The following is a 25,280-nucleotide window of genomic DNA, read 5'->3' on the forward strand; positions in this document are numbered from 1 at the left end:
GGCGGCGTGTTGGCCGCCCCGGCGCCGTCCTCGACGACCGTGTAAGGACCGTCATTGACCGCAGCCGGCACGTCGTCAGTAACATTAACCTGAACCGCCGCGCTCGCCTGGCTACCGTCCGTATCGGTGGCGACCACGTTGATGCCGGTCACGTTGATGACGTTCTGTCCGCCCGCGTCGGGATGCGGGAAGTTGTCGAGCAGCGTCACATTGACTGTCGCCGAGCCGTTACCTCCCGCCAGGATCGGCAGGGACGATGCGACGAGGTCGATCTGGATGGCTTCGATGCCGTTGATGGAACCGATAATCTGAGTCGGGCCGGCCAGCGTCCAGACGATGTCGGCGCCTGCAACTCCGTTGACGTCCGCCGTGATCCCGGCAACCGACGTGAACGTCAGCCCGGTGATGTTGTCGGAACCGGCGTGAAACGTCACGGTCCCGCTGCTGTCCTCGACGTTGGTCGCGGCCGCGCTGCCGGTCGCATTGGCGGTGCCGAGCCCTGCCTCGTCCACCGAAATGATGGCGTTCGAGACCACCGACGGGCCTTCCCCATCGCCTATGGTGATATTGAGCGTCGTCTGCGAGGTGTCGCCGTCGCCGTCCTTCAGCGTGTAGGTGAAGGTGTCGGTCACCGGAGAGGCGTTGTTGATGTTGGAGTTGGCTACATAGCTATAAGTGCCGTCCGGGTTCAGCGTCAGCGTGCCGTACTGGCCGACGACATGGAAGTCGCCGCCTACCACCGTCGTTGCCCCGGCGCCCGTAACTCCGCTCACCGAGGCGCCGTCCGCGCCCTTGGTGTCGCCGCCGGCAGCATTGCCGTCGCTACCAAGCCCGGTGATCACGTTGCCATTCGCTGTGCCGCCTTCCGTGGTAATGTCGGTGTCGGCAACCGCCGTCGGCACGTCGTCGATGATGGCAACGGTGAAGGTCGTGCTCGCCGTATCGCCGTCGACATCCGTGACGGTGATGCTGAAATTGTCCGGAACCGTATCGTTGGCGTCGTATCCGGTCGTGTTAACGGGATGCGTCACCGACTGGGTGACAGTGTAGTCATACTGGATGGCACCGGTGCCAGGATCGAACGACAGGATCGTGATGTAGCCGAACTGCCCTGAAATTTGCTGGCCGACGCCGGTCACGGTGGTGCCGTTGATGACGATCGAGCCGATGCCATCGGGTGCGTCGATGCTGATCGTCCCGACGCCGGAAGTTTCGGAGTTGGTCGGTGCCTCGCTGCCCGGCGATTGTTGCGCGCCGCCATCGAGTCCGGTTTCGCTGGCCGCCTGATCAGGGTTGGTCAGCGACATGGCCACGACGGAGACGCCTCTGTCGACCAAAGAGGGAAACAGCTCATGCCGCTCGAGCTGCCCAAACTGCAAAGCCGTCGGCGGCAGGAGCGCCGATAGTCCGAAGCCGTCGCCGATCCCGCCGGCAGGCTGTTCGAAATTGCCGCCGGCGCTCGAGGTCGTGCTGCCACCGGCCGATATCGAGCCGTCCGCGCCAAAGGCGACATCGACATGGCTCGCTTCCAGCGCTGCGATCAAGGCCACGCGCGGCACTTCGACGTCGCCGATGATGAAGGTCGGCACATGCAGGGCACCGTCCTTGATGACGATGACCGAGCCGTCCGCCTGCTCGAGCACGAGGTTGTGGCCGTCGACCTTGATGTTGTCGATCGAGACATTGGCGGGAAGTTTGACGACGTTGCTTGCGTCCGCGACGTATTCGTGCGGGGCGTTTGCCGCTGGCGGAGCTGCCGCCGGCGCGCCGCCACCGACATCGACCGGCACAGGCTCGGCCGCGGCCGGCGCTGTTTGGACCGGTGCCGCCGCTTGCTCGGCCGGCGCGGCTTGCGCCACCACCTGGGTCGGCGCTGTCAGGTCGTGATGATCGCTGGAGACGGAATGCTCGTCCCACGAGTTCGAAAGATTGTCCAGTTCAATACTGTTCGCCATAGCTTAAACCCCTCCGGTATTTCCCGGATAGAGACAGGCGGCGGCTTGACTTTGCAACGGTCCGTCAATGCATTCTATATATTTGGATATGCCTTCGATGACTTTTTTTACGCTTGGTAAACTGTGAACATATAATCAGTTATATGTTGCCTGGAAGGCATAGCGCTTCGCCACCGGCGGCGCGGAAAACTTGGTAAATATAAGTATAAATACATGTAAAATTTTACTAAAATCAGCAAAGTGAATTCGTGGGAAACTTATCCATCTTCCTTTCCAGTAATTTGAGACAAAATTGGTAGCGTCCACAGTCAAAGGTGGGCGTCATGAAAAAACAAAAGAATGCTCCGGGGAAGTGCAAGCTCAAGCTGCTTCTGCTGGCGGTGGGGATAGCCGGCTCGGCGCAGCCAGCCCTTGCCGGGCCCGTCATCAGGAATTTCATGCCCGAAGCAGCACTGCTTGGAGTGGTCCAGGCGCCGCCTGGCCTCGGCGGCATTTCGCTGCAGAGATACCAGCCCTGGCAGCCGGCCACCCCCTACCGGATCAGCCTTGTCCTGAACGGATATGGTCCCTTTTCCGCTCAAGACGGGTCCAGCGCCTCGATGGCGCGAGAGGGCAGGGGTATCGACCCGATGCCGACGGCGTCGATCATTCCGGGCGTTTTCGGGTCGGTTGCGCTGTCCATGCGCAATTTTCCCGTTTCGGCGCGCTGGGCACCTGTCTACCAGGCCATAACCGATTGCACCGCGGGCAGCCCCTGTGATCACGAGAGCCCGGCCTTCGCGGCCATGGTCTCGGCCGCCCAAGGCAAGGGGTTCGTCGAAAAACTGTCGTTCATCGACAGCGGCATCAACCACCTGATCGCCTATAAGAAGGACAGCGTCGTTTACGGCAAGCTTGACTATTGGGCGAAGCCTTCGGAGATCCTCGCCAATCGTGCCGGCGACTGCGAGGACTTCGCCATTCTCAAGATGACCGCGTTGCTGAGGGCCGGCATTCCGGCACGCAGCATGTCGCTCGTCGTTCTCCAGGACCGCAAGCGGGGCTTCTTCCACGCCGTGCTTTCGGTCAGCACCGCAAGCGGCGCTTATATTCTCGACAGTCTCAACGATACGGTGCTCAAGGACAGCGCCCTTCCGAATTATCAGCCACTGTACTCGTTCAGCACCGACCGGGCGTGGATCCACGGGTCCAAGTCGGGGGACGCCCAGATGGCCGATGTCAAGGGCGGTTTCGCAACCGTCGCCCCTGGCGAAGGCCTCCAGGCGGAAGTCAAGTAAGGGCCCGCGCGCCGGCTTTCTTGTCCTGGTTGAATGGCGGAACAATTCCTGGAAAAGTCTATTGTTGGTTTTCCGGCGGAATCGCGTCAGCAGATAGGGCGGTTCGGCGTTTGCGTGAAACGATGAACGGCGCTAGCCGTTGAAGACGAAAGCCATCAGCAATTCCAGGTCCAGCACCGGCGCCCGCACCACGTTCAATTGGCCCCGGTAACGGCGTTCGCCGGCTCCAATCACAAATCCGCTCGCAACGGCAACATCGCCATTGGTGTCGAGGCGGGCGAATATATCGGCTACGTTGAGATCCAGCGCCAGCTTCAGGTCCTGGCGCGTGTCTTCGTCGAATGCCGCCGGCAATTGTCGTTTGACCAATTGCTGGAACGGCGCATTGAAGGTCACGATCTTCTTCGTCGAGGCCAAGGCGAAGGCCGGCGACGGGCAGGCAAGCAGAATGGCGTTTATCGTCCTGATCGATGCAAGCCTGCGCAAATTCAGGTTCTCGCGCCCCAACTCGCGTATGCAGGCCACCCGGATTGCCGAGGTCAAGTTTCCTTTCTCCGCGTGACCTTCGGCGATCTCGTCGACCAGCATGCCGATCGTGCATTTGCGGCTCTCAGCCATCTGTTTCAGCGAAACCCAGAAAGCCCGTTCCAGCCGAATGCCGCGCCGGATACCGCCGCGCGCCACGACGCGGAACTCAAGTTCGAAGTCTTCTGTCGGGAGTGGCAGAAGCAAGTGGTCGCTCCGGGTCGCGGGAGAGGTGGCGCTAGCGCTCACTCATTGCCTCCTGGCGGGCTTTGTTGATCGGCTTCAGCAGGTAGCTCAGGATCGTCTTGCGACCGGTCTTGATATCCACGGAACAGATCATGCCGGGGATGATCGAATATGCCTTTCCGTCTCGCTCCAGTGTCGATCTATCGGTTGAAACACGCACCTGATAGTAGGGCTCGCCCGTCTTCTGATCGACCAGGCTGTCGGCGGTAATGTTTGAAACCTTGCCTTCGATGCCGCCAAAGATCGAGAAATCATAAGCCGTGACTTTGATCAAGGCATCCTGATCTGGGCGGATAAACGCGACATCGCGGGGCGAAACACGTGCTTCGACCAGCAATGTCTCGGAAGTGGGCACGATGCCGGCCACGACAGTACCCGGCTGGACGAAGGCGCCGACGGTGTTCAGTTCCATCGTGTTGACGATGCCGTCCACCGGCGAGCGGATATCCGTTCGCGCGACCTTGTCGGTCGCGCCGCGAATGGTTTCGTCCACCACTGAAAGATCGGCCAAGGCCTGCGTCAGGTCATCGAGCGCTTCCTGCTTCAACTGCAGCCCGAGTTCCTCGACCTGGAGCTGCGCCTCGGTGATCGCCGACTTGCCCTTCTTTATCGTCTCGCCGGCCAGGTTCAATTGGCCGTTGAGTTCGGTCTGTTCCTGCTCGACCTTGAGCTGCTCGGTCCTTGCCATCAGACCTTTCTTGACCATCGCCTCGACCAGCTTCGCCTGCTGGTCGCTCACAGCCAGGTTTTTTGTCAGGCGGTCGAGATTGGCGTTCGCCTCGTCCAGTTCTTTTTCGCGCTGGTCGAGTCGCGACTTGAGCACCGACAGCTTGTTGTCGAAGTTTTCGCGCCGGGCAACGAGGAGATTTTGTTCGTTGTCACAGATTTCCGGCGCCACGGATTGGATGTCCTGCGGACAGGGAAACGATCCGGTGATGCTGCCGCTCTGTTCGTATTTGAGCCTGGCGATACGTGTTTGCAGGGCCCGCGCCTTGGCTTGCTGTTCGCCGAGGCTGGATGTGTTCAAAGTATTGTCGAGACGGATAATAAGGTCGTTCTTCCTGACGACCTGCCCCACCTTCACGGCGATTTCCTGAACGACGCCCGGCTCGCTGGCTTGAATGACCTGGGTCTTGGAGGCCGGTATGACCTTGCCGTCGCCACGCGCGATCTCGTCGACCTCGGCGAAGGACGACCAAGCGACAAAGGCGACGAAGAGCGCCCCTATGATGAATATGGACGCCGTCGCGAAAAGCGGCGGGCGGTCTTCCCTGGCAAGCATTTCCCACGCCCCGTTATCATATCGGTTTCAGCCCGATATAATTTGTTCATTCAGGAATTCGTTCTCTGCAGCGCCTGAATGACTTGTTCTTTTGGCCCGTCGGCAACTATCTTTCCTTGTTCGATAACAATGAGGCGATCAGCCAATTCGAGCATGCTGAAGCGATGCGTCGAGACGATCAGCGTCGTGTTGTGGTCGAAAGCGGTCTTGAGTTGCTTTATCAGTTGCCGTTCCGACGCCAGATCCATCGAGCCGGACGGTTCATCCAGAAAGACGATCTTCGGCTTGGTCAAAAGCAGCCGGGCGATCGCCACCGTCTGTCTCTGCCCGCCGGAAAGATTGGTGCCCCGTTCACCGACGTTCATGTCGTAGCCACGCGGGTGGCGAGACACGAACTCGTCGACGCCGGCGGCTTTCGCGGCTTCGATGATCTGCTCGTCGGTCGCCTCCGGAGATGCCATCAGCAGGTTCTCCTTGATGGTGCCCGAAAACAGATCGCCGGCTTGCGCGACGATGCCGACGGCGGCGCGCACCTCTGACGGGTGATACTGGCGGATGTCGATGCCATCCAGCAGCAATTCGCCGGAGCTTGGCAGAAAAAGCCTGCCGATCAGGCGTCCCATCGTCGTCTTGCCCGATCCGATGCGGCCGATGATGCCGATGCGCTCTCCCGGCTTCACCGAAAAGTTCAGGCCGGACAGAACCTCGTTTTCCGATCCGGGGTAGACAAAGCCGACATTCTTGAACGTCATCGCGCCATTGCGAATCGGGCGATTGACGAAGCCCACAGTATCCGGCCGGTCCTCCGGCTGTGCCATGATGGAATTCACCATTCTCAAGGAGAGCATGGCCTGGCGAAATCTCGACAAGGTGATCGCGATCTGGCCGAGCGGAGCCACGGCCCGGCTCGCCAGCATCACCGTTCCGATGATGGCTCCTGTCGAAACATGCCCTTCCGAAAAGGCGTAGGCTCCAGCCACGACCAGGGCGACCGTCACAAGCTGCTGGATGGCCTGGGTGATGTTGCCGGCCGCCGCCGAGAGCTGCTTGATCTTCTCGGAAGTGTTGGCCGCATTCTTCGAATGCTCGCCCCACTTCCTCAGCAAATAGGCTTCGGCTCGCAGCGACTTGATCGTTTCCAGCGTGGAGATGGACTCGACCAGCAGAGCCTGGCGCTGGGAGGCTTCATTCATGGAGGCTGCGACCCGTTTGCCGATGCGGCGTTGCGTGACCAGGCCAACGACCACCGACGCCACAAATGCGAGGGCCGGGATGACGACCAGCCAGCCGCCGATCGCATAGATGACGAGCAGGAAGATGAAGACGAAAGCCGTATCGATGAACACGCTGATCGTGTTGGAGGTGAAAAATTCCCTGACGAACTCATATTGGGTGACGCGGTTGGCATATTCGCCTGTCGAGCCCGGGCGCGCGGACAGGGATGAATTCAGCACCTTCTCGAACAGCAGATACGATATCCGCAAGTCCGCCTTGCGCCCGGCATAGTCGATGAGCGAGGCTCGGGCCGTTTTCAAAAGCAGATCGAAGAGAATGACGGCGCCAATGCCGATCGCCAGCACCCAAAGCGTCGATATCGCCTTGTTCGGCAATATGCGGTCATAGACATTCATGGTGAAGATCGGCGAGGCGATGGCCAAAAGATTGATGAAGATCGCCGACAGCACGACCTTGGAATAGGTGCGCCAGAAAGCGCCCATCGTCCCCGTCAGCCAATGGCGCCGCTCGATCTGCTGCGCCGACCCGACCTTCATGCCCTCGGTGGCGTTGGCATAGGTGATCGAGAAGGATACACCGCCACTGATGTAACTTGCGGCCAGCTCGGATTTGCCGATAGTCGTGCGCCCGTCTTCCTGCGGGGCCGTAAGATACCCGTCGCCGTCGATTTCCGCCAGCAGGGCGACCGGCAACTGACTGACACGGAAGAGAATTGCCGGAAGATCGACACGACCGCGCAGGAAGTCGCGATGGTTGAATTCCTGGGTCTCGAGACCGATGCGCTCGGCAAGATGCCGGATCTCGGTGACCTCGATGCGCGTGTCCGAAATCGGCACTCCGGCAAACAGCACGGTCTCGGCGCTCGGCCTGCCGAGATAGGCAGCCACCGCCGAAAAGCAGGCCTTGAACGCCTCCTTGGGCGACAGAATATGTGGCTGCTGATTCACGACCCGCCCGCCAGAACCCTCAACACTCCTTACGGCTCACTTCTTCCTGACAGGGGCGAGGATATCGAAGGGCAGGTCGTTCTTCTGTTCCGACGGGGTCCGTGCATAGGTTTCGGTGTCCGGGATCTCCGGAACCGCGAATTCATCCTTGGCGTAGGCCGCGGCCTGCTTCGGCGGCTGGATGTCCATCGTTTTCAGCAACTGCCCGGTTGCCGCCAGAAGTCGGTATTGGGCAAAGAGGGATGCGTAGGACGCGGTGTCCGCCAGCGTTGCTGTGTTGAACCGCGTATTCTGCGCATCCAGCACATCGAGCAGCGAGCGCTGTCCGACCTTGAACTGCTCGCGATAAGAGGCAACCAGCTTCTCGTTGGAAGCGGCTTGCAGCTTCAGGGTCTTTGCCAGGTCGGCTTGCCGGAAGCGGCGATCCCACGACGTGCGAACGGCTTCTTCGATCTCCCGCAGAACCTGATGCAGCCCAAGCCGCTGTTCGCTGGCGCGGCGGATCTGCTCCTGCTCATTCGCTTTGTCGATGCCGCCCCGATACAGGTTCCACCGCAGCACCACCCGTGCCTGCAGATCGGAGGTGTCTCCATTGTCGCCGTCAATGTCGTATCCGGCCCGGGCAACGCCTTCGGCGACGACCGACGGGCCGTATTTCGCCCGAGCGGCGTCAACCTGCGAGCCCGCGGCGGCGATATCGCTATTGGCCATGTGGACGCGCGGGTTGTTCTCCCGCGCAATGCCCAGCGCGTCGTCCAGGGACCTTGGCAGTGCAGAGGAAACGTCGCCTGGCCGCGATGCATTGGTCAGCGGTTTCCCGACGGTCTTGAAGAAACGTATTCTCGAGGCCTCGAGTTCCTCGGAAGCCTCCTGCATGCGGGCCTTGGCCGCAAACAAGCGCTCCTCGGCCTGTTGCCGGTCGGCTTCGTTCAATCCGCCGCCTGCTATGCCTTCCCTGATGTCGTGGAGAATCGCTTGGTGAAAGCCCAGATTCTTCTTTGCCTCGGCCACGATCGAGGCCTGAAGCATGTATTCCAGGTAATCCTGGACGACAGACAGCCCGATGAACTCAGATCGCTCCAGCACGCGGAATGAGGCGCCATCCACTCGCGAGGCTTGACGGTTGAGTTCGGCTCGCCTTGCGCCACTATCATAAAGCGTTTGCGAAACCGTCAGATCGGTCTCCGCGGGATAAAGCGCATCGTGCTCGATGGAGAGCGCGCGGCGGGAGGAGTTGTCCAGGCGGCGAGCACCAGCGGATGCCTCCAGGTCGACGCTTGGAAGATAGAGCCCTTTTGCTTGCCGCAGTTCGAACTCGATGGCCTCGCGGTTTTCGATGGCCTGGCCGATTTCCGGGTTGGATTCCACCGCGACCGCCATGGCTTCCTTGAGTGTCAGCGCATGCGCGCCCCAGCAGCTCAGCATGGTAGCCGTCATCAAGAGACCAACGCCCATGACCTTGGTCGACAGACCTGTCGTCTTCATTTTCCCACCCACGTTTCCCCGCGCTTTTTAAGAGCGCCCCAGCCGGGCTTGGCGCCTGACCTTGCCACTATCTTGCAAATTAACGTGCGCGTTTCATTATTAAGCTGTGACTAAATCATAGAATTTAGGCAGACGGTCAAAAAATGTAGCAAAAATAGCACACATTTGGGACGCCGGCGGGATCAAATGCCGGCATCGAAACTTGAAGCCCCGAGACAAGATATTGAAGATGGGCAACAGCAAGCCTGTTCTGGCATATGCCGATGAGTACGCATGTCCGCAAACAAAGTTGCTCTCGCGGAGGCAATAAGGCGCCTTCAACAGCTCGGGTGCAGAAGGATTTGGTCCGGCCCACCCAGATTGACGACATGTTCTGGTCGCGCCCGCTGTGGTTTGCGAGATCGCTGACGCACTGCCGAGCGTGACACTTCTTGGTTAAGTCTAGGCTGCAGAGTGTTTGGATCAGGGCTTATTCGGTGCGCGCTTCGGCCTCGAATGGAGTCTGCGCTTGGCTGGGGCGCCAGGATTCGAACCTGGGAATGTCGGTACCAAAAACCGATGCCTTACCACTTGGCGACGCCCCAATAGCCGTCAGAGTCGCTGTGCGGCGCGTTATTAGCAGAGCAGCCGAAAAGCACAATGCTTATGAACGACCGCGAAGACGCTCGGCTGACCAGCGGTGCAATCGGCGCTTGGTGATCCACAAGCGGACTAGTGGGACCACACAGCCAGCTCGTTGCCGGCTGGATCGACGAAGTGGAAGCGTCGGCCGCCGGGGAATGAGAATATCCGCCTGACGATCGTTCCGCCGGCGCTTTCGACGGCGCGAAGGGTTTCCTCCAGATTGTCGCTGTAAAGCACGGGCAACGGCTTGGCCGGTGCTTCCGCGGCATCGGCCTGAAAGCCGCCATCCAGGCCCTCGGCGAAGGCCGAATAGGTCGGCCCATAATCTGTGAAAGACCAAGCGAAGGCGGCGCTGTAGAAGGCCTTCAACCGATCCAGCGTGCCGCCGGTCGCCGGCATTTCCAGATAGTCCAGTTTTCCAGGCTGTTTCATGACGCACCTCTTGTTCCCTTTATGTTCTAGACGTCGAGCCGTGAGGTGGCAAGTCTTTTTGCCACAGGCCCAGGCGGAGTTTTTTCTTAATCGATTGTAGCGGCCGAACGGCTTGCCGACGCCTTGCCTTTCGCACTGCAGCATCATATCGCTCCAAAGTCGGGCACGGATGGAACTTTGCGTTTCGCCAATCTTTCCAATCTCCTGCAACCGGAGAGCAAGCATGACCAAATGGGTTTTCACCTTTGGCGATGGTGCGGCGGAAGGCCGTGCCAGCGACAAGAATCTGCTGGGCGGAAAGGGCGCCAACCTGGCCGAGATGTGCAGCCTGGGGCTGCCAGTGCCGCCGGGCTTTACGATCACCACCGAGGTCTGCAATGCCTATTATGCCAACGGTCGCACCCACCCGGCGGGATTGGAGGCTGATGTCGCAGTCGCCCTCGACCATATCGGCCGGCTGACTGGCCGCCGGTTCGGCGACCCGTCGAAGCTGCTCCTGGTTTCGGTGCGTTCCGGCGCCCGGGCGTCGATGCCCGGCATGATGGACACCGTGCTCAATCTCGGATTGAACGACGAGACAGTCGAGGCGCTGGCCGCCGATTCCGGCGATGCGCGCTTTGCCTATGACAGCTACCGCCGTTTCATCCAGATGTATTCCGATGTCGTCATGGGCCTCGATCACGAGGTGTTCGAGGAAATCCTGGAAGACCAGAAAGCCAGCCTCGGCCACGAGCTCGATACCGAACTGACGGCGATCGAATGGCAAGGCGTCATCGCGCTCTACAAGGCCAAGGTCGAGGAGGAACTCGGCAGGCCGTTCCCGCAGGATCCGCACGAGCAACTCTGGGGCGCGATCGGCGCGGTGTTTTCAAGCTGGATGAACAACCGGGCCATCACCTACCGGCGTCTGCACGATATCCCGGAAAGCTGGGGCACGGCGGTCAATGTCCAGGCCATGGTGTTTGGCAATATGGGCGAGACCTCGGCCACCGGCGTTGCCTTCACCCGCAACCCCTCGACCGGTGAAAAAATGCTTTATGGAGAGTTCCTGGTGAATGCGCAGGGCGAGGATGTCGTCGCCGGCATCCGCACGCCGCAGAACATTACCGAGGCGGCGCGCATCGCGGCCGGTTCCGACAAGCCTTCGCTGCAGAAGCTGATGCCGGATGCCTTCCAGTCCTTCGTCACCATCTCCGACAGCCTGGAAAAGCACTACCGCGACATGCAGGATCTCGAATTCACCATCGAGCGCGGTAAATTGTGGATGCTGCAGACCCGGTCCGGCAAGCGGACCGCCAAGGCGGCGCTCAGGATCGCGGTTGAAATGGCAAGGGACGGCCTGATCACGAAGCAAGAAGCCGTCGCACGCATCGATCCGGCTTCTCTTGACCAATTGCTCCACCCGACCATCGACCCGAAGGCCGCACGAGACATCATCGGCGTCGGGCTGCCGGCGTCTCCGGGGGCTGCCACCGGCGAGATCGTCTTTTCTTCCGGCGATGCCGAGGATCTGAAGACGCAGGGGCGCAAGGCGATCCTGGTGCGTATCGAGACCAGTCCGGAAGATATCCATGGCATGCATGCGGCCGAAGGCATCCTGACCACGCGCGGCGGCATGACCAGCCACGCCGCGGTCGTCGCGCGCGGCATGGGCAAGCCTTGCGTGTCCGGAGCCGGCTCGCTGCGCGTCGACTACAAGGCAGGCACGCTGGTCTCGATGGGGCAGACCTTCCGCAAGGGCGACATCATCACCATCGACGGCGGCAACGGCCAGGTGCTCAAGGGCGCCGTGGCGATGCTGCAGCCGGAATTGTCCGGCGATTTCGCCGCCATCATGGAATGGGCGGACGCGGTACGCCGCATGAAGGTGCGCACCAATGCCGAAACGCCGCTCGATGCCCGCATGGCGCGCTCCTTCGGCGCCGAGGGCATCGGGCTATGCCGCACCGAGCACATGTTCTTCGACGGCGCCCGCATCGTCGCCATGCGCGAGATGATCCTGGCCGACACCGAGAAGGACCGCCGCGCGGCGCTGGCCAAGCTTCTGCCCATGCAGCGCTCGGATTTCCTGGAGCTGTTCGAGATCATGGCCGGCCTGCCGGTGACGATCCGCCTGCTCGATCCGCCGCTGCACGAATTCCTGCCCAAGACCGAAGCGGAAGTCGCCGAAGTCGCGGCCGCCATGAACGTGTCGGCAGACAAGCTCAGGCAGCGCACCGAGGCCCTGCACGAATTCAACCCGATGCTAGGCCATCGCGGCTGCCGGCTCGCCGTCTCCTACCCCGAGATCGCCGAGATGCAGGCGCGCGCCATTTTCGAGGCGGCGGTCGAGGCCGGCAAGAAAGCCGGCGCGCTGGTCGTCCCCGAGATCATGGTGCCGCTGGTCGGTCTGGCGAAGGAACTCGATTTTGTGAAGGCACGCATCGACGCCGTCGCCAAGAGCGTCATGGACGAGAGCGGCGTCAACATCGATTACCTGACAGGGACCATGATTGAGCTTCCCCGCGCGGCGATCCGCGCCCATGTCATTGCCGAGTCGGCCGAGTTCTTCTCCTTCGGCACCAACGACCTCACCCAGACCACCTTCGGCATCTCGCGCGACGATGCCGCCTCCTTCCTGGAGACGTATCGCCAGAAAGGCATCATCGAGCAGGATCCGTTCGTTTCGCTCGACATCGAGGGCGTCGGCGAACTGGTGCGCATGGCAGCGCAGAAGGGCAGGGCGACGCGACCCGACATCAAGCTCGGCATCTGCGGCGAACATGGCGGCGATCCCTCGTCGATCCGCTTCTGCGAGGAGGTCGGGCTCGACTACGTCTCCTGCTCGCCCTACCGCGTGCCGATCGCCAGACTGGCAGCGGCGCAGGCTGCAGTGCAGACAACGACCACGGGGCGTGGATAGACCGGTCCGAGCTTACGGTTTTGTATGAAAACTCACGCGAACGTGCTAGAGGTATCGCGCAATCTCGCCATTGTTTCTGACCAATTTCGTGATGATCGCCAAACGTCTCCGGAAACATATGTTGCAGATTTCACCCGCTCCGTTCCGCTCGATCCTGATCATTCAAACGAAGTTCATAGGCGATATCGTCCTCGCTTCGACCCTCGCCAGGAACCTTCGGCTCGAATTCCCCGGTGCCAGGATCGTGTTCCTCTGCGAAGCGCACTTGGAGAGCTTCGTGATTGCGCATGGCATCGCTTCGGAGGTGGTTCCGTTCAGGCGGGCTCGCGCGCGGGGCACCCCGCTGGAGCGCGGAAAAGAGCTCTACGCAACGGTGAAGGCGCTGCGCGGCTTCTGCTTCGATTTGACGATCGACCTGACCGATTCGAAGACCTCTCGGCTTATCAGCGGCTTGGTCAACGCAAAGACGCGCGTCGGCTACAATCCCCCGGAAAGGCCGCTGAAGCTGCTGGAGCGGCAGCCCGCCAATGTGTTTGCCAAACCATTCGGGTTTGGCGGCCAGCATTTTGTTTATCGCTATCTCTCCCCTCTTGAAGCGCTCGGCATTGATCTGCGGGTGACGGTACCGAGCCTCCAGCCGCCGCCATTCGAGGCCGCGAAAGCCTTGGCGCTTCTGGGCACGCACCACATCCGTCCGAACGCCTTCGTCGCTGTCCACGCAGGCGCGAGTTTCAAGGGCCGGCAGTGGCAGCCGGAACGGTTTGCCGAGGCGATTGATCAGATTGCGGCCGAAACCGGACTGGGCATCGTCCTGGTGGGAGGGCCGGGCGAAGGTGAAACCGCCGCGCGGATCGTTGCCGAGACGGCGACGCCGGTGGTGGACCTGGTCGGAGCGCTGTCGCTCGAGACCCTACTGGCCGTCCTGGAACAGGCTCGGCTGTTTGTGGGCAATGAAAGCGGGCCGATGCATATGGCCGCTGCCGCCGGCACCCCGGTTGTCGGCCTTTTCGGCCTGACGCATCCGTCACGCTGGGGACCTGTCGGCGTGCCCAGCATCGCGCTTCGGCCGTCAATGCCATGTGACTGCGTGGCCAAGGATTTGTGTCGCCGAACCGATCCCAGCAAGGCGTGCTGCGTTTGGCGCCTGGAGGTGAAGCCGGTTGTCGAAGCGGCGCGCGAAATTCTCGCGCGCACCGAGCTGAAAAATGAACGCGCTGTCTGAGGGCGATGGAACGGCAAGACTGTCGCTGAACGGCTCGTCGACCAAGTGGGAGGTCAAATTGCCGCGCCAGGCGTTTTTCTGCTATCCCTCGTCCGATTTCCGCCTTCATGCGGGTCTTGGGATGTCGGCTTGAAACCGCCGGTCGGGAACTTGGTTCGATGCATTTGCCGCAAAAACATCTCTGCATGATCGCCATGTCGGTGGCGCTGATATCCAGCGCCCATGCCACGCCGCTGGTCGAACCCACGCTGCACATCAAGCCGGCTGCAAGCGGAACCGGTCGCGTTGCACTCACGCTCGATGCCTGCGGCGGCAAGACCGACACGCGCATTCTCTCGGCGTTGGTGGACAACAAGATACCGGCTACCATTTTCGTCACCGGCGTCTGGCTGAAGCGCAACGCCGAGGCCGTCGCGATCATGCGGGCGCATCCCGACCTGTTCGAGCTGGAAAATCACGGTGGCCGGCATATCCCGGCGGTCGACACGCCACAGAAGATCTATGGCATACGCAGCGCCGGCAGCCCGGAAGCAGTCCTTGCCGAAGTCGAGTCGGGGGCCGCGGCTCTGGCCACGACCGGCGAACCGGCGCCGAAATGGTTCCGTGGCGCAACAGCCGAATACAGTCCCTCGGCCATTGCGATGATCCGCAAGCTCGGCTTCAAGATTGCCGGCTTCTCGATCAATGGCGACGGTGGCTCGCTGCTCGGCGCCAAGGAAACGGCCAGGCGCATCGCCGCCGCCAAGGACGGTGATGTCATCATCTCCCACATCAATCAGCCGACCCATGCCGCCGGCGAGGGCGTGGTTCAGGGCCTGCTGGCGCTCAAGGACAAGGGCATGACCTTCGTGCGCCTCGACGATGCCGACGGAACGGGTAATCACGGCACCACCGACTAAGGGCCGGCATCACCTGAATATCAATGCCCCTGAGTGTCTTCAAGCCGAAGCGTTCAGTCCGGCTTGGCCTCGATGCTGACCTTGCTGGCGTAGAACGCGCCGTGGTCGCGGATGTCGGTCATCTCGTCGAAGGGCTGCCGATAGGCCCACATCGCGTCCTTGCCCGCTTCGCCCGCCGGCAGCACGCTCCAATAGCTGGCATCACCCTTGTAGGGGCAGTGCGTCGCGTGATCCGTTCGGCTGAGCTTGTCAAAATCGATGTCGGCGAACGGAATGTAGAAGGCGGCGGGGTAGGGGGCCTCCGTCAGCACTTTCGCCTTGGCGGAAGAAGCGATGACCGTACTGCCGGCGCGGATTGTGACGGTGCCGGAATAGGGCTCTATCGTAATGATCTTGTCGGGATTGCGCTGGAAGCCGGGTGCCGGGTTGGCGATCTTGTCCATGCTGGTTCTCCTTGCCCCGACCTTAGGTGTGGTGGGCGACCGGATAGAACAAGGCCCGTGGTCACAAACAAGCAGACACCAAGCGCCCGTGCGTGGCGCAAGACTGGCCTTGGCGTGGCAGCGGAAAATCAGGCAGCGGTTTTGAAGGCGTCCATCAGCCCGGCATAGGCGGCCGCGATGCCCGCCACCGGGTTGCTGCTTCTCGAGATCGTCTCGACCTTCAGCGCCCCTCCGACGGTTGGCAAGGTGAGCAGAAGGAACTGGCGATTGCCGCCATCACCGACGGATGCCGCCGCGACGTGCTGGCCTTCGCCTTCGTTCTGGACGCACATCTTGAACAGCAGTGTGCCGCCGACCGCTTCGAGCGCGCCGCCGACAACTTCGACGAACTCGTCTTCGGAAACGGTCTTTTCGTCCGGCACCAGATCGGCCAGGCTTTCGGCAAGCGTACTCTCGAGAACCTTATCGTCGAGCGCGTCCATGCGAACCTCTTTCAGTCGCCAATCGCACCCCTTTGCCCGTTAACGAAGCTTAACACCGACGATGGCCGGATTATGGCACTTTTTGCTGTTGGTCCGATCACGAGGAGTTTGCGCCGATGGAATCTATTTGAAGCTCCTGCCATTCGATCGGCGGCAGGGACCCCCAAATTTCAGGAGCGCTTCAGCAACGACCAGACGGCCGGCACGAGGCTGGCCGCGAGCGCGACCTTGATGAGATCGCCGACGATGAACGGCACGACGCCGAACTGCCAGGATTTTTCCGGACCGATGAGCAGCGCCAGCCAGGCAAAACCCATCGCCATCATCACCCCTTCGGCAACCAGCATGGCGTTGAAAAGCTTGATCGGATGACGGTCCCAGCCGCGGTCGGCGGCCCAGCCGACAATCGCCGCCATGACCACGAAGCCGGCGAGATAGCCGCCGGTCGAGCCGAGCATGTAGGCAATGCCGATGCCTTTTTCCGGCGTGCCCTGGAAGACCGGGAAGCCCATGGCGCCTTCCGCCATGTAGAGCAGCAGGGTGGCGACGCCGAGCCGCATGCCGAAGGCGGCGGCGATCAGCAGGACGGCAAGCGTCTGCATCGAGAGGTCGACAGGCCCGAGCATCACCTTGGTCTTGGCCGAAAGAGTCAGGAGCAGCGTCCCGGCGATCGCCAGCAAAAACTGCGTTGCAAGTCGCGCGGCACCTTCCTGCGGCAAGGCCAGGAAAACAAGCGGGCGCGTCGTCGTTGCGGTTGTCATGGTCTTCCCCAATTCAATCTTGCCGCGAACCAGAAATCGCGGTCTTGCATTTTCCTATATTGGCTTGCGTGCTATGCGGCAATCTGTTTTGCCGTTCCGGGAACAAAGCGCCGACATGGCTCTCAAATTCGATATCAGCTTCGACCCTGCTTACGGCCGAGGTGTAAGGGTGGCCCCCGACGTGCAACGCGTCACGGCCCCTAATCCCAGTCCCTTCACTTTCCACGGCACCAACAGCTACGTCGTGGGCCACGATACGCTGGCGGTGATCGATCCGGGGCCCGATGACGAAGCGCATCTTCAGACCTTGCTCGACGTGATAGCGGGCCGGCCGGTGAGCCACATTTTCGTCAGCCACACGCATCGCGACCATTCTCCGCTGGCGGCCCGGTTGAAGGAGCGCACCGGCGCCCAAGTGCTGGCGGAGGGACCGCACCGGCCGGCGAGGCCCTTGCACATTGGCGAAACCAATGCGCTCGACGCCAGCGCCGACACCGCTTTCATTCCCGACATCGCCTTGCCGGACGGCGAGCTGGTCAGCGGCGACGGCTGGGCGATCCGGACCGTCCTGACGCCCGGCCATACCGCCAACCATGCGGCATTCGCGCTGGAAGGCACCGGCATCCTGTTTTCAGCCGATCACGTCATGGGCTGGGCAACCTCGATCGTCGCGCCGCCGGACGGGGCAATGGCCGACTACATGGCATCGCTGGACCGCCTGATCGAGCGCGGTGACCGGCTGCTGCTGCCTGGCCATGGGGGACCGGTGACGGCGCCGCGCGCTTTCATGCGCGGGCTGAAGACCCATCGCAAGATGCGCGAACGAGCCATATTGGAACGGATCAGGGCCGGCGACAGGACAATCCCCGACATGGTCAAGGCGATCTACAGGGATACCGATCCCCGGCTGCACGGCGCCGCCGGCCTGTCGGTGCTTGCCCATCTGGAGGACCTGGTGGCGCGCGGCGTGGTGGCGACGGACGCCGCTCCCGCCATAGATGGCATTTTCACGCCTGGCCGATAGCCCTGCCGCCGCCCACCCGTTCACCAATCATCGTCGCGGCGCGCGATTTGCTCGAAAAATGGCTATTGTGCCGGCGCCGCGCCGATCTGGCCGGCGACTTCCTGATCGAGCTCCGTGAGGAATTCAGTGATGCGCGCGGCATTGTCGCCAAGGTCATGGCGGCCGTAACGCGAGGCGGAGCGCATGTCGACGATGACCGTGTCGCCGTCATCCGTGACGCGAATGGCGACGTCGGCGGGAAGGCCAAGAACGAAACTCGAGGCGACGGCGGTGATTGTCACCTCCGTCTGTCCGGCGAGTTCGGGATAAGGCTCCGAAAGGTCCCAGCCGCGCCGGTCGAGCACAGTTTCAACGGCATTGACGACGGTCTCGAACGGCAGGTCGTAGCTGCGTGCGGTGACCAATGGATAGCTGTCCGTCTGCAACGTCTGCTCACCCGGCGTCGACGGGGACACTGCGTTCATGTCCTTGGTCCGGTCGCTGACATCGAGCGCGGGCGGTTCATCGAAATCGGTCGAAATGTCCCGCAGCGGCGGATAGATCGTCGCCCAGTAGGCGGCAACGCCGTACGGGGTGAGCACCAGCAGCGCCAGCAAGGCGCCGACGGTGAGATCACGGCCACCACGGTCACCGAAATTCCACAGCCTCGCAAAGGCCAGGCCGGCAAACAGCAGCGCCAGCGCCGCCAGCAGGGCAGCAATGCCCAGTACCCACAGGAAGACCGGCGTTTGGACGAGGCCGAGCCTATGGCCGACAAAGTTCGTCAGCAAAAGCACCGCCGAAAAGGCGCCCGTGCCCCGCGACCAGCCGGCAGCTTTCGACGTTTGCCGTTCGGGAATGCTAACCATTATTCTCTGCGCTGCCCCAACCCGGATGGAGGTTTAGTGCCTTTTTGCGGAAACACGCAACATCCTCTCAATCGGTCGGCAAGCGATAGTCCCTGAACTGCTGACGCAAGGTGATCTTCTGGATCTTGCCTGTGGCGGTATGCGGTATCTCACCGACGAAAGCGACGTCGTCCGGCATCCACCATTTGGCCACCTTGCCCTCCATGAAATCGAGAATCCCGGCCTTGGTCGGTTCCTTGCCCGGCTTGGCAACGACGACCAGCAGGGGCCGCTCGCCCCATTTCGAATGCTTGACGCCGATGGCCGCGGCTTCCGCCACATCGGGATGGCCAACGGCCAGATTCTCCAGGTCGATGGTCGAAATCCATTCGCCGCCGGACTTGATGACGTCCTTGGCACGGTCGGTGATCTGCATGTAGCCGCCGGCATCGATATGGGCGACGTCTCCAGTGTCGAACCAGCCGTCCACGTCGAACTGCTCCGCGCCCGCGCCGCCATAATAGGCGCGGGCGACGGCCGGGCCGCGCACCTTCAGCCGGCCGAACGTTTTGCCGTCCCAAGGCTGCGGATTGTTCTCGTCGTCGGTCACCTTCATTTCGACGCCGAAGGGCGGGTAACCCTGCTTGCTCTGGACGTCGAGCCGAGCCTCGCCTTCGAGCCCGGCATAGTCCGGCTTCAAGGTGCACAGCGTGCCGAGCGGCGACATTTCGGTCATGCCCCAGGCATGGATGACCTGGACACCGTAATCGTCCTGGAATTTCGTCATGATCGCGCGCGGGCACGACGAGCCGCCGATCACGACCTTGCCCAGATGGGGAAGCGTCTTGCCAGTCTCCTCCAGATATTGCAGCAGCATCATCCACACGGTCGGCACGGCGGCGCTGAACGTCACCTTTTCCTGATCGAGCAATTCATAGATCGAGGCGCCGTCCATCTTGCAGCCTGGCATGACCAGCTTGGCGCCGATCATCGGGCCGCTCTGGCCAAGACCCCAGGCATTGGCGTGGAACATCGGCACCACCGGCAGAATCGTGTCGCGCGACGACAGGCCCATGGCGTCGGGCATGGCCGCGATCATGGCGTGCAGCACGTTCGAGCGATGACTGTAGACGACCCCCTTGGGATCGCCCGTCGTGCCCGACGTGTAGCACATGCCGGCGGCGGTGCCTTCGTCGAAGCTCCTCCAGGCGAAATCGCCATCGACCTCTCCGAGCCACTCCTCATAGGCGACGGTGTTGGGCAGGGTCGTTTGCGGCATGTGCGCCTTGTCGGTGAGCACGATCACTTTCTTCAGCGATTTGACGGCACCCGCGATCTTCTCGAGCAACGGGATGAAGGTGAGGTCGACGAAGACGGCCTTGTCCTCGGCGTGGTTCATGATCCAGACGATCTGTTCGGGAAACAGGCGCGGATTGAGGGTGTGGTAGATAGCACCGATGCCCATGATGCCGTACCAGGCCTCGATGTGGCGGGCGGTGTTCCAGGCCAGGGTGGCGATGCGGTCGCCCAAGGCAAAACCGTCGCGCTCCAGGCGCTGGGCGACCTTGAGGGAACGACGATGAAGGTCGGCATAGGTGGTGCGCACGATCGGCCCCTCGATCGAACGCGACACGATCTCCCGCGCACCATGCTGCCGCTCGGCGTTGTCGATCAGCTTGTGGCACAGCAGCGGCCATTCCTGCATCAGTCCCAGCATACCGGGTTCCTCCATCACGCTTTTCACGGTGCGCTTTTGATCGCATTGTGAAGCGAACCGGGGAATTGTCCAGCGTCCACAAGCGCAGCGGGCGAAAGTCGGAGTTCGAACCTGTATCGGCAAACGGTTGAATCCGGATGGCTTTTTGATTTCGCTTGGCTGCATCGGGCCCGGACCGGCCATCGATGGCGATCTGGCCAGGCGGTTGGCCGATTTGGCATGGGCGCTTGGTCGGCACCAAAGACATCACCTCTATATATCGGCTGAGGGTTCGGCAGGTTTCTCAAGGATTGGAGAATAAGCCGGGACATTAGCCGCGGCTTTTAAATTGCAATGCAGCAATGCTGCCGATCAGAACTTCTGCCAACTATTCCCGCTAAATAGATGCTTGCTGGTGAGGTCGCACTGGCGTAGCTCTTGATCTTCGACTGAGTCGAATCGCCAATGGTGAGGGGTCCGGTTCGCTTTGCGAAGGAACGGCCTGCCAAGTGTAGTGGCGATTGCCGACACGGGCACCTTTCGGGGGAAGGGGAAGAAGTTGAATGTCGCAACATCAACGATTGTCGGAAGCCGGCACTTCCTGTTCAGAATTCGTTTTCAACTCATCGGCGGACTGACATTCGCGATCATCGCGCCAGCACTGATCCGGATAGCATCCTATCCGGACGCGATCTATTCGGCCAATCTGCAGATAACGGTCGCGGCTGCCATCATTGCGCATGTTACCGGCTTTCTTGCCTATCGCCGCATTGGCAATTTTCCGGGCGTGGCCGCGGCCAGCTACATCCTGCCGACATTCGTCCTGTCCTACGGTCTTGTTTTCTTGACGATTTTCTTTGTCCGCTTCGAGTATAGCCGGTTTCAGGCCGCCGCCAGCTTCACGCAGTCCACGCTCTGGTATTTCGGCCTGAGCCTCATGACCCGGCGTCTTGAGCCGTACCGGCTGGCCGTCATTCCCGGCGGCAATGTCGAGCGCCTCAGGGCCCTGCCGGGCGTGCACTGGTTCTGGCTCAAGTCGCCCGGCACCGTTATCGAAAGAGTTAACGGCGTGGTTGTCGATTTGCGTGCGGACCTCGGCGCCGAATGGGAGCGCTACATCGCCGACCGGGCGCTGTCGGGCACGCCCGTCTATCACGTCAAGCAGGTCAGCGAATCGTTGACCGGTCGTGTCGAGATCGAACATCTGTCGGAGAACACGCTCGGCTCGCTCAATCCGAACCAGGCTTATCTCAAGATCAAGCAGGCCATCGACTGGACCTCCGCGCTTGTCCTTGTCGTGGTTCTTTGTCCCGTTCTGCTGCTGGTCGCCCTATCGATCCGGCTGGACTCAGAAGGCCCCGTGCTGTTTCGCCAACCCCGCATGGGCTACCGGGGCAGGATCTGCACCGTCTACAAATTTCGTTCGATGAGGCAGCAGACCGGCTCCGGCAGCGACAAGGACAAGGCGATCACCAAACGGGATGACGATCGCATCACGCGGGTCGGGAGCTTCCTGCGCAAGTTCAGGATCGACGAGCTGCCGCAGGCCATCAACATCCTGCGCGGTGAGATGAGCTGGATCGGGCCACGGCCGGAAGCTGTCGTGCTGTCGCAATGGTATGAGGCGGAATTGCCGTTCTACCGGTACCGGCACATCGTCAGGCCGGGCGTGAGCGGGTGGGCACAAGTAAATCAGGGCCATGTCGCGGCGGTCGGCGATGTCATGGAAAAATTGCACTATGATTTTTACTACATAAAGAACTTCTCACCTTGGTTGGACGTACTGATCGTTCTCAGGACCATAAAAACGATGTTCACCGGTTTTGGTGCGCGATAGCCAAATCAGGGCCTGAATCCGATCGCACGTGCAGGGAGCAATGGATCTCGCCTCAAGGAAAATAGCTGTCATCGGACTTGGCTATGTCGGTCTGCCGCTGGCTGTGGCCTTCGGGGCGACCAGGGATGTGATCGGCTTCGACATCAACCCGTCGCGCGTGGAGGCACTGAAGCGCGGCGAGGACCATACGTTAGAAGCCAGCGAGGAGGAAATCGCCGCCGCCAGAGGGCTGAAGTTCACCAGCGAGAAAGCCGATCTGCACGACTGCGGAATTTTCATCGTTACCGTGCCCACGCCGATCGACCGGGCCAACAGGCCGGACCTGAAGCCTCTCGTCATGGCGTCGACGACGGTCGGCGAGGTCATATCCCCGGGCGCGGTGGTGATCTTTGAATCCACCGTCTATCCCGGCTGCACGCAGGAAGTCTGCGCACCGCTGATCGAGAAACATTCCGGGCTGCGTTACAACAGCGATTTCTTCCTCGGCTACAGTCCAGAGCGCATCAACCCCGGCGATCGCGAGCACCGGCTGCAGACGATCGTCAAGGTCACCAGCGGTTCCACGCCAGAGGCGGCGGAGGCCATCGACGCGCTCTATGCCTCGATCGTGCCGGCGGGTACGCATCGTGCCTCCAGCATTGCCGTGGCCGAGGCCGCCAAGATCATCGAGAACACGCAGCGCGACTTGAACATCGCCCTGATGAACGAGCTGTCGCTGATCTTCGGCAAGCTGGGCATCGACACGTCGGAGGTGCTGGAGGCGGCCGGCACCAAATGGAATTTCCTGCGCTTCACGCCGGGCCTCGTCGGCGGGCACTGCATCGGCGTCGATCCTTATTATCTCACCCACAAGGCCCAGGAACTCGGCTATCATCCCGAGGTGATTCTCGCTGGCCGCCGCATCAATGACGGCATGGGTCAGCATGCGGCGGACCAGACGGCCCGCCTGATGATGCGCAAGGGCATACCTGTCGTTGGCAGCCGGATTCTGGTCATGGGTGCGGCCTTCAAGGAAAACTGTCCGGACTTGAGGAATTCCAAGGTCGTCGACGTCGTCGCGCAACTGAGGCAGTACAATGCCGGCATCGATATCTGGGACCCTTGGGTCGACGCGCAGGAATGCGCACGCGCTTTCGGCACGGCGAGCGTGAAGGAGATGCCCGCCGCGCGCTATGACGGCGTCATCGTCGCTGTCGGACACGCGCAGTTCCGCAGCTTGGGCGTTGCGGGGCTGAAGTCGCTTTGCAAGGACCCCAGTGTAATCTACGACATCAAGGGGCTGTTCCCTAGGGACGTTACGGACGGGCGCTTCTGATGAAGGTATTGGTCACCGGCGCTGCCGGCTTCATAGGCTATCATGTCGCCAGGCGGCTCCTGGAGCGCGGTGACGAGGTTGTCGGCATCGACAGCATCAACGATTACTACGACCCGCAAATCAAGCAGGCGCGGCTGCGGCTGCTGGACGAGGCGAGCCGCAAGACCAATGCCGGCTATCATTTCATCCACGGCGATCTCGCCGACAGGGGCGTGGTCGACGGCTGCTTTGCCGACCATGCCTTCGACCGGGTGATCCATCTCGCCGCCCAGGCCGGCGTGCGCTACAGCCTGGAAAACCCGCGCGCCTATGTCGAGAGCAACATTATCGCCTACACCAACATGCTCGAGGCCTGCCGCGGCAGCCGTGTCGGGCACCTGACCTATGCCAGCACCTCGAGCGTCTACGGCGCCAACACCGACATGCCGTTTTCCGAGCATCGGCCGGCCGACCATCCGCTGCAGTTCTACGCCGCCACCAAGCGTGCCAACGAACTGATGGCGCACAGCTACAGCCACCTGTTTGGCCTGCCGACCACGGGGCTGCGCTTCTTCACCGTGTACGGTCCCTGGGGCCGCCCTGACATGGCGCTGTTCCTGTTCACCAGGAACATCCTGGCCGGTGAGCCGATCAAGCTGTTCAACAACGGCAACCACACGCGCGACTTCACCTATGTCGAGGACATCGCCGAGGGCGTGATCCGTACCAGCGACAGCCCCGCCGCGGCCAACCCGGCCTGGGATTCCGGCCGTCCGGATCCGGCGACCAGCAGCGCGCCCTGGCGCATCTTCAACATCGGCAACAACAACCCGGTGAAGCTGACCGCCTATGTCGAGGCGCTGGAAAACGCGCTCGGCCGCAAGGCGGTGATCGAGCTGCTGCCGCTGCAGGCCGGCGACGTGCCCGACACCTTCGCCGACACTTCGGCGCTGCAGGCGGCGGTCGGCTATCGCCCCCGCACCTCCGTCACCGAGGGGGTGGGGCGGTTCGTCGAGTGGTACCAGGATTATTTTGGGCGGGGATAGCGCGAACCGATAAGGAGGCAGTGTCGTTGCTGAGGGGGTTTGTACGCGCGAACGTGGCGGTCTCTGAATATCTTGACAGGGCCTTGCCGCCACGCCTTCGCGCGGACGGCAATAGCACGTTTGCGACCGAAATCGCGCCGGCGCTGCTGTCTCCGGACACATTGGTCTACGATCTGGGTGGAGGCGCAAGACCGCTCGTCAGCCTGCCGCAGAAGCGGTGCCTCGGGCTCGTCGTGGTCGGGCTTGATCTCGCCGCCGAGGAACTGTCCAAGGCCCCCGATGGACTCTATGACGAGCAGATCGAGGCGGACCTTACCGTGTTCAAGGGAAGGCAGGACGCTGATCTGGTCATATGCCAGGCGACCCTGGAACATGTTCGCGATGGAGAGGGCGCGCTTCGCGGCATCGCCAGTTGCGTCAAGCCGGGCGGTTTGGTTGCCATTTTCTCGCCGTCACGCAATGCCGTTTTCGCCAGGTTGAACCTGATTTTGCCAGAGAGGATCAAGCGGCGGCTGCTGTTTGCCATCTATCCCGACAAAGGCAGGGGTCATGACGGATTTCCGGCTTTCTATGACAAATGCCTGCCAAGCGAGGTGGAAAGGATCGCGGAGCAAAATGGGTTGGAGCTTGTCCAGCGGCGCCTGTTCTGGAGAAGTTCATACTTCTATTCCTTCGTGCCGGCTTTCCTCGCCTGGCGCCTCTGGCTTGGCATCACCGCTCTCTTGCTCGGCAAGGATGCGGCGGAGACCTATGCCTATGTCTTTCGGCGAAAACAGTGATCCGTCGAAGATATTCTCCGCCGGTCCTGGCCCGTTTCCGGTTGCGCCTGCTTTCCGAC

The 25,280-nt window shown here is 61.6% G+C and carries 21 protein-coding genes and 1 tRNA gene; 10 read left to right on the forward strand and 12 right to left on the reverse strand.

Annotated features, from left to right (window positions below):
• A partial coding sequence (locus tag FJ936_RS27095) for an Ig-like domain-containing protein (protein WP_210245829.1) occupies nt 1–1,955 on the reverse strand: 1,955 nt, incomplete at its 3' end.
• A 323-nt stretch (nt 1,956–2,278) separates the two neighbouring features.
• Here FJ936_RS27095 and FJ936_RS27100 point away from each other — a divergent pair.
• The gene (locus FJ936_RS27100; RefSeq protein ID WP_140793425.1) at nt 2,279–3,232 is read left to right on the forward strand and encodes a transglutaminase-like cysteine peptidase; all 954 of its coding nucleotides are present in this window, start codon (nt 2,279–2,281) and stop codon (nt 3,230–3,232) included.
• A 132-nt stretch (nt 3,233–3,364) separates the two neighbouring features.
• Here FJ936_RS27100 and FJ936_RS27105 read toward each other — a convergent pair whose 3' ends face one another.
• The 6 genes from FJ936_RS27105 to FJ936_RS27130 form a co-directional block, all read right to left on the reverse strand.
• Nucleotides 3,365–4,006, reverse strand: coding sequence for a ribbon-helix-helix domain-containing protein (locus FJ936_RS27105; protein ID WP_140618714.1), 642 nt, complete (start codon nt 4,004–4,006; stop codon nt 3,365–3,367).
• Nucleotides 3,996–5,285 (reverse strand): HlyD family type I secretion periplasmic adaptor subunit, encoded by a 1,290-nt coding sequence (locus FJ936_RS27110; protein ID WP_140718404.1) that lies wholly within the window; start codon nt 5,283–5,285, stop codon nt 3,996–3,998. The genes FJ936_RS27105 and FJ936_RS27110 overlap by 11 nt, the downstream gene beginning before the upstream one ends.
• Nucleotides 5,286–5,335: 50 nt before the next feature.
• A complete protein-coding gene (locus tag FJ936_RS27115) occupies nt 5,336–7,468 on the reverse strand; it encodes a type I secretion system permease/ATPase (RefSeq protein ID WP_140793427.1) in 2,133 nt (710 codons plus the stop codon).
• 36 nt (nt 7,469–7,504) lie between these two features.
• Complete coding sequence (locus FJ936_RS27120) at nt 7,505–8,953, reverse strand: TolC family protein (protein ID WP_015318755.1); 1,449 nt, start codon at nt 8,951–8,953, stop codon at nt 7,505–7,507.
• A 509-nt stretch (nt 8,954–9,462) separates the two neighbouring features.
• A tRNA-Gln gene (locus FJ936_RS27125) sits at nt 9,463–9,537 on the reverse strand.
• 127 nt (nt 9,538–9,664) lie between these two features.
• Complete coding sequence (locus tag FJ936_RS27130) at nt 9,665–10,009, reverse strand: VOC family protein (protein WP_015318754.1); 345 nt, start codon at nt 10,007–10,009, stop codon at nt 9,665–9,667.
• A gap of 223 nt (nt 10,010–10,232) precedes the next feature.
• Between FJ936_RS27130 and ppdK the strand changes: the two genes are divergently transcribed.
• The 4 genes from ppdK to FJ936_RS27145 all read left to right on the forward strand — a co-directional run bounded on the left by ppdK (nt 10,233) and on the right by FJ936_RS27145 (nt 15,032).
• Nucleotides 10,233–12,911 carry a pyruvate, phosphate dikinase gene (ppdK, locus tag FJ936_RS27135; RefSeq protein WP_140726501.1) on the forward strand — a complete coding sequence of 893 codons (2,679 nt, stop codon included), beginning with the start codon at nt 10,233–10,235 and terminating at the stop codon, nt 12,909–12,911.
• A 70-nt stretch (nt 12,912–12,981) separates the two neighbouring features.
• Nucleotides 12,982–14,133 carry a glycosyltransferase family 9 protein gene (locus tag FJ936_RS27140; protein WP_224526061.1) on the forward strand — a complete coding sequence of 384 codons (1,152 nt, stop codon included), beginning with the start codon at nt 12,982–12,984 and terminating at the stop codon, nt 14,131–14,133.
• Complete coding sequence (locus tag FJ936_RS30620) at nt 14,117–14,266, forward strand: hypothetical protein (RefSeq protein ID WP_015318751.1); 150 nt, start codon at nt 14,117–14,119, stop codon at nt 14,264–14,266. The genes FJ936_RS27140 and FJ936_RS30620 overlap by 17 nt, the downstream gene beginning before the upstream one ends.
• A 25-nt stretch (nt 14,267–14,291) precedes the next feature.
• The gene (locus tag FJ936_RS27145; RefSeq protein WP_140793429.1) at nt 14,292–15,032 is read left to right on the forward strand and encodes a polysaccharide deacetylase family protein; all 741 of its coding nucleotides are present in this window, start codon (nt 14,292–14,294) and stop codon (nt 15,030–15,032) included.
• Between the two features lie 53 nt (nt 15,033–15,085).
• Here the strand turns inward: FJ936_RS27145 and FJ936_RS27150 are convergent, their stop codons facing one another.
• From FJ936_RS27150 to FJ936_RS27160, 3 genes are all read right to left on the reverse strand, one after another.
• Nucleotides 15,086–15,475 (reverse strand): DUF427 domain-containing protein, encoded by a 390-nt coding sequence (locus FJ936_RS27150; RefSeq protein ID WP_015318749.1) that lies wholly within the window; start codon nt 15,473–15,475, stop codon nt 15,086–15,088.
• A 128-nt stretch (nt 15,476–15,603) separates the two neighbouring features.
• Nucleotides 15,604–15,957: a hypothetical protein gene (locus tag FJ936_RS27155; protein ID WP_015318748.1), complete on the reverse strand. Its 354-nt coding sequence runs from the start codon at nt 15,955–15,957 to the stop codon at nt 15,604–15,606.
• Nucleotides 15,958–16,127: 170 nt separating this feature from the next.
• Entirely contained in the window at nt 16,128–16,718 is a 591-nt protein-coding gene (locus FJ936_RS27160; protein ID WP_140793432.1) for a biotin transporter BioY, read from the reverse strand.
• Nucleotides 16,719–16,833: 115 nt separating this feature from the next.
• Here FJ936_RS27160 and FJ936_RS27165 point away from each other — a divergent pair, with 115 nt between their 5' ends.
• Entirely contained in the window at nt 16,834–17,742 is a 909-nt protein-coding gene (locus FJ936_RS27165) for an MBL fold metallo-hydrolase (protein WP_140793434.1), read from the forward strand.
• Nucleotides 17,743–17,804: 62 nt separating this feature from the next.
• Here FJ936_RS27165 and FJ936_RS27170 read toward each other — a convergent pair whose 3' ends face one another.
• Both FJ936_RS27170 and FJ936_RS27175 read right to left on the reverse strand, forming a co-directional pair.
• Nucleotides 17,805–18,590 carry a DUF1499 domain-containing protein gene (locus FJ936_RS27170; protein WP_140618702.1) on the reverse strand — a complete coding sequence of 262 codons (786 nt, stop codon included), beginning with the start codon at nt 18,588–18,590 and terminating at the stop codon, nt 17,805–17,807.
• Nucleotides 18,591–18,657: 67 nt separating this feature from the next.
• Complete coding sequence (locus tag FJ936_RS27175) at nt 18,658–20,286, reverse strand: fatty-acid--CoA ligase (RefSeq protein WP_140793436.1); 1,629 nt, start codon at nt 20,284–20,286, stop codon at nt 18,658–18,660.
• Nucleotides 20,287–20,824: 538 nt separating this feature from the next.
• Between FJ936_RS27175 and FJ936_RS27180 the strand changes: the two genes are divergently transcribed.
• From FJ936_RS27180 to FJ936_RS27195, 4 genes are all read left to right on the forward strand, one after another.
• Nucleotides 20,825–22,102 (forward strand): sugar transferase, encoded by a 1,278-nt coding sequence (locus FJ936_RS27180; RefSeq protein ID WP_246680549.1) that lies wholly within the window; start codon nt 20,825–20,827, stop codon nt 22,100–22,102.
• 40 nt (nt 22,103–22,142) lie between these two features.
• Nucleotides 22,143–23,417: a nucleotide sugar dehydrogenase gene (locus tag FJ936_RS27185; protein ID WP_140793441.1), complete on the forward strand. Its 1,275-nt coding sequence runs from the start codon at nt 22,143–22,145 to the stop codon at nt 23,415–23,417.
• Entirely contained in the window at nt 23,417–24,442 is a 1,026-nt protein-coding gene (locus FJ936_RS27190) for an NAD-dependent epimerase (protein ID WP_141907190.1), read from the forward strand. Before FJ936_RS27185 ends, FJ936_RS27190 begins: the two co-directional genes overlap by 1 nt.
• An 83-nt stretch (nt 24,443–24,525) precedes the next feature.
• Nucleotides 24,526–25,221: a methyltransferase domain-containing protein gene (locus FJ936_RS27195; protein ID WP_181171112.1), complete on the forward strand. Its 696-nt coding sequence runs from the start codon at nt 24,526–24,528 to the stop codon at nt 25,219–25,221.
• Nucleotides 25,222–25,280: the final 59 nt, after the last annotated feature.

Source organism: Mesorhizobium sp. B2-4-13 (genome assembly GCF_006658535.1).
Taxonomy (GTDB): domain Bacteria; phylum Pseudomonadota; class Alphaproteobacteria; order Rhizobiales; family Rhizobiaceae; genus Mesorhizobium; species Mesorhizobium australicum.

Coding starts and splice junctions, on each gene's coding strand:
- FJ936_RS27150 (WP_015318749.1), bottom strand. CDS start 15,475: ATGGACAAGATCGCCAACCCGGCACCCGGCTTCCAGCGCAATCCCGAC.
- ppdK (WP_140726501.1), top strand. CDS start 10,233: ATGACCAAATGGGTTTTCACCTTTGGCGATGGTGCGGCGGAAGGCCGT.
- FJ936_RS27175 (WP_140793436.1), bottom strand. CDS start 20,286: ATGCTGGGACTGATGCAGGAATGGCCGCTGCTGTGCCACAAGCTGATC.
- FJ936_RS27110 (WP_140718404.1), bottom strand. CDS start 5,285: ATGCTTGCCAGGGAAGACCGCCCGCCGCTTTTCGCGACGGCGTCCATA.
- FJ936_RS27170 (WP_140618702.1), bottom strand. CDS start 18,590: ATGGTTAGCATTCCCGAACGGCAAACGTCGAAAGCTGCCGGCTGGTCG.
- FJ936_RS27145 (WP_140793429.1), top strand. CDS start 14,292: ATGCATTTGCCGCAAAAACATCTCTGCATGATCGCCATGTCGGTGGCG.
- FJ936_RS27190 (WP_141907190.1), top strand. CDS start 23,417: ATGAAGGTATTGGTCACCGGCGCTGCCGGCTTCATAGGCTATCATGTC.
- FJ936_RS27100 (WP_140793425.1), top strand. CDS start 2,279: ATGAAAAAACAAAAGAATGCTCCGGGGAAGTGCAAGCTCAAGCTGCTT.
- FJ936_RS27185 (WP_140793441.1), top strand. CDS start 22,143: ATGGATCTCGCCTCAAGGAAAATAGCTGTCATCGGACTTGGCTATGTC.
- FJ936_RS27130 (WP_015318754.1), bottom strand. CDS start 10,009: ATGAAACAGCCTGGAAAACTGGACTATCTGGAAATGCCGGCGACCGGC.
- FJ936_RS27165 (WP_140793434.1), top strand. CDS start 16,834: ATGGCTCTCAAATTCGATATCAGCTTCGACCCTGCTTACGGCCGAGGT.
- FJ936_RS27160 (WP_140793432.1), bottom strand. CDS start 16,718: ATGACAACCGCAACGACGACGCGCCCGCTTGTTTTCCTGGCCTTGCCG.
- FJ936_RS27155 (WP_015318748.1), bottom strand. CDS start 15,957: ATGGACGCGCTCGACGATAAGGTTCTCGAGAGTACGCTTGCCGAAAGC.
- FJ936_RS27120 (WP_015318755.1), bottom strand. CDS start 8,953: ATGAAGACGACAGGTCTGTCGACCAAGGTCATGGGCGTTGGTCTCTTG.
- FJ936_RS30620 (WP_015318751.1), top strand. CDS start 14,117: ATGAACGCGCTGTCTGAGGGCGATGGAACGGCAAGACTGTCGCTGAAC.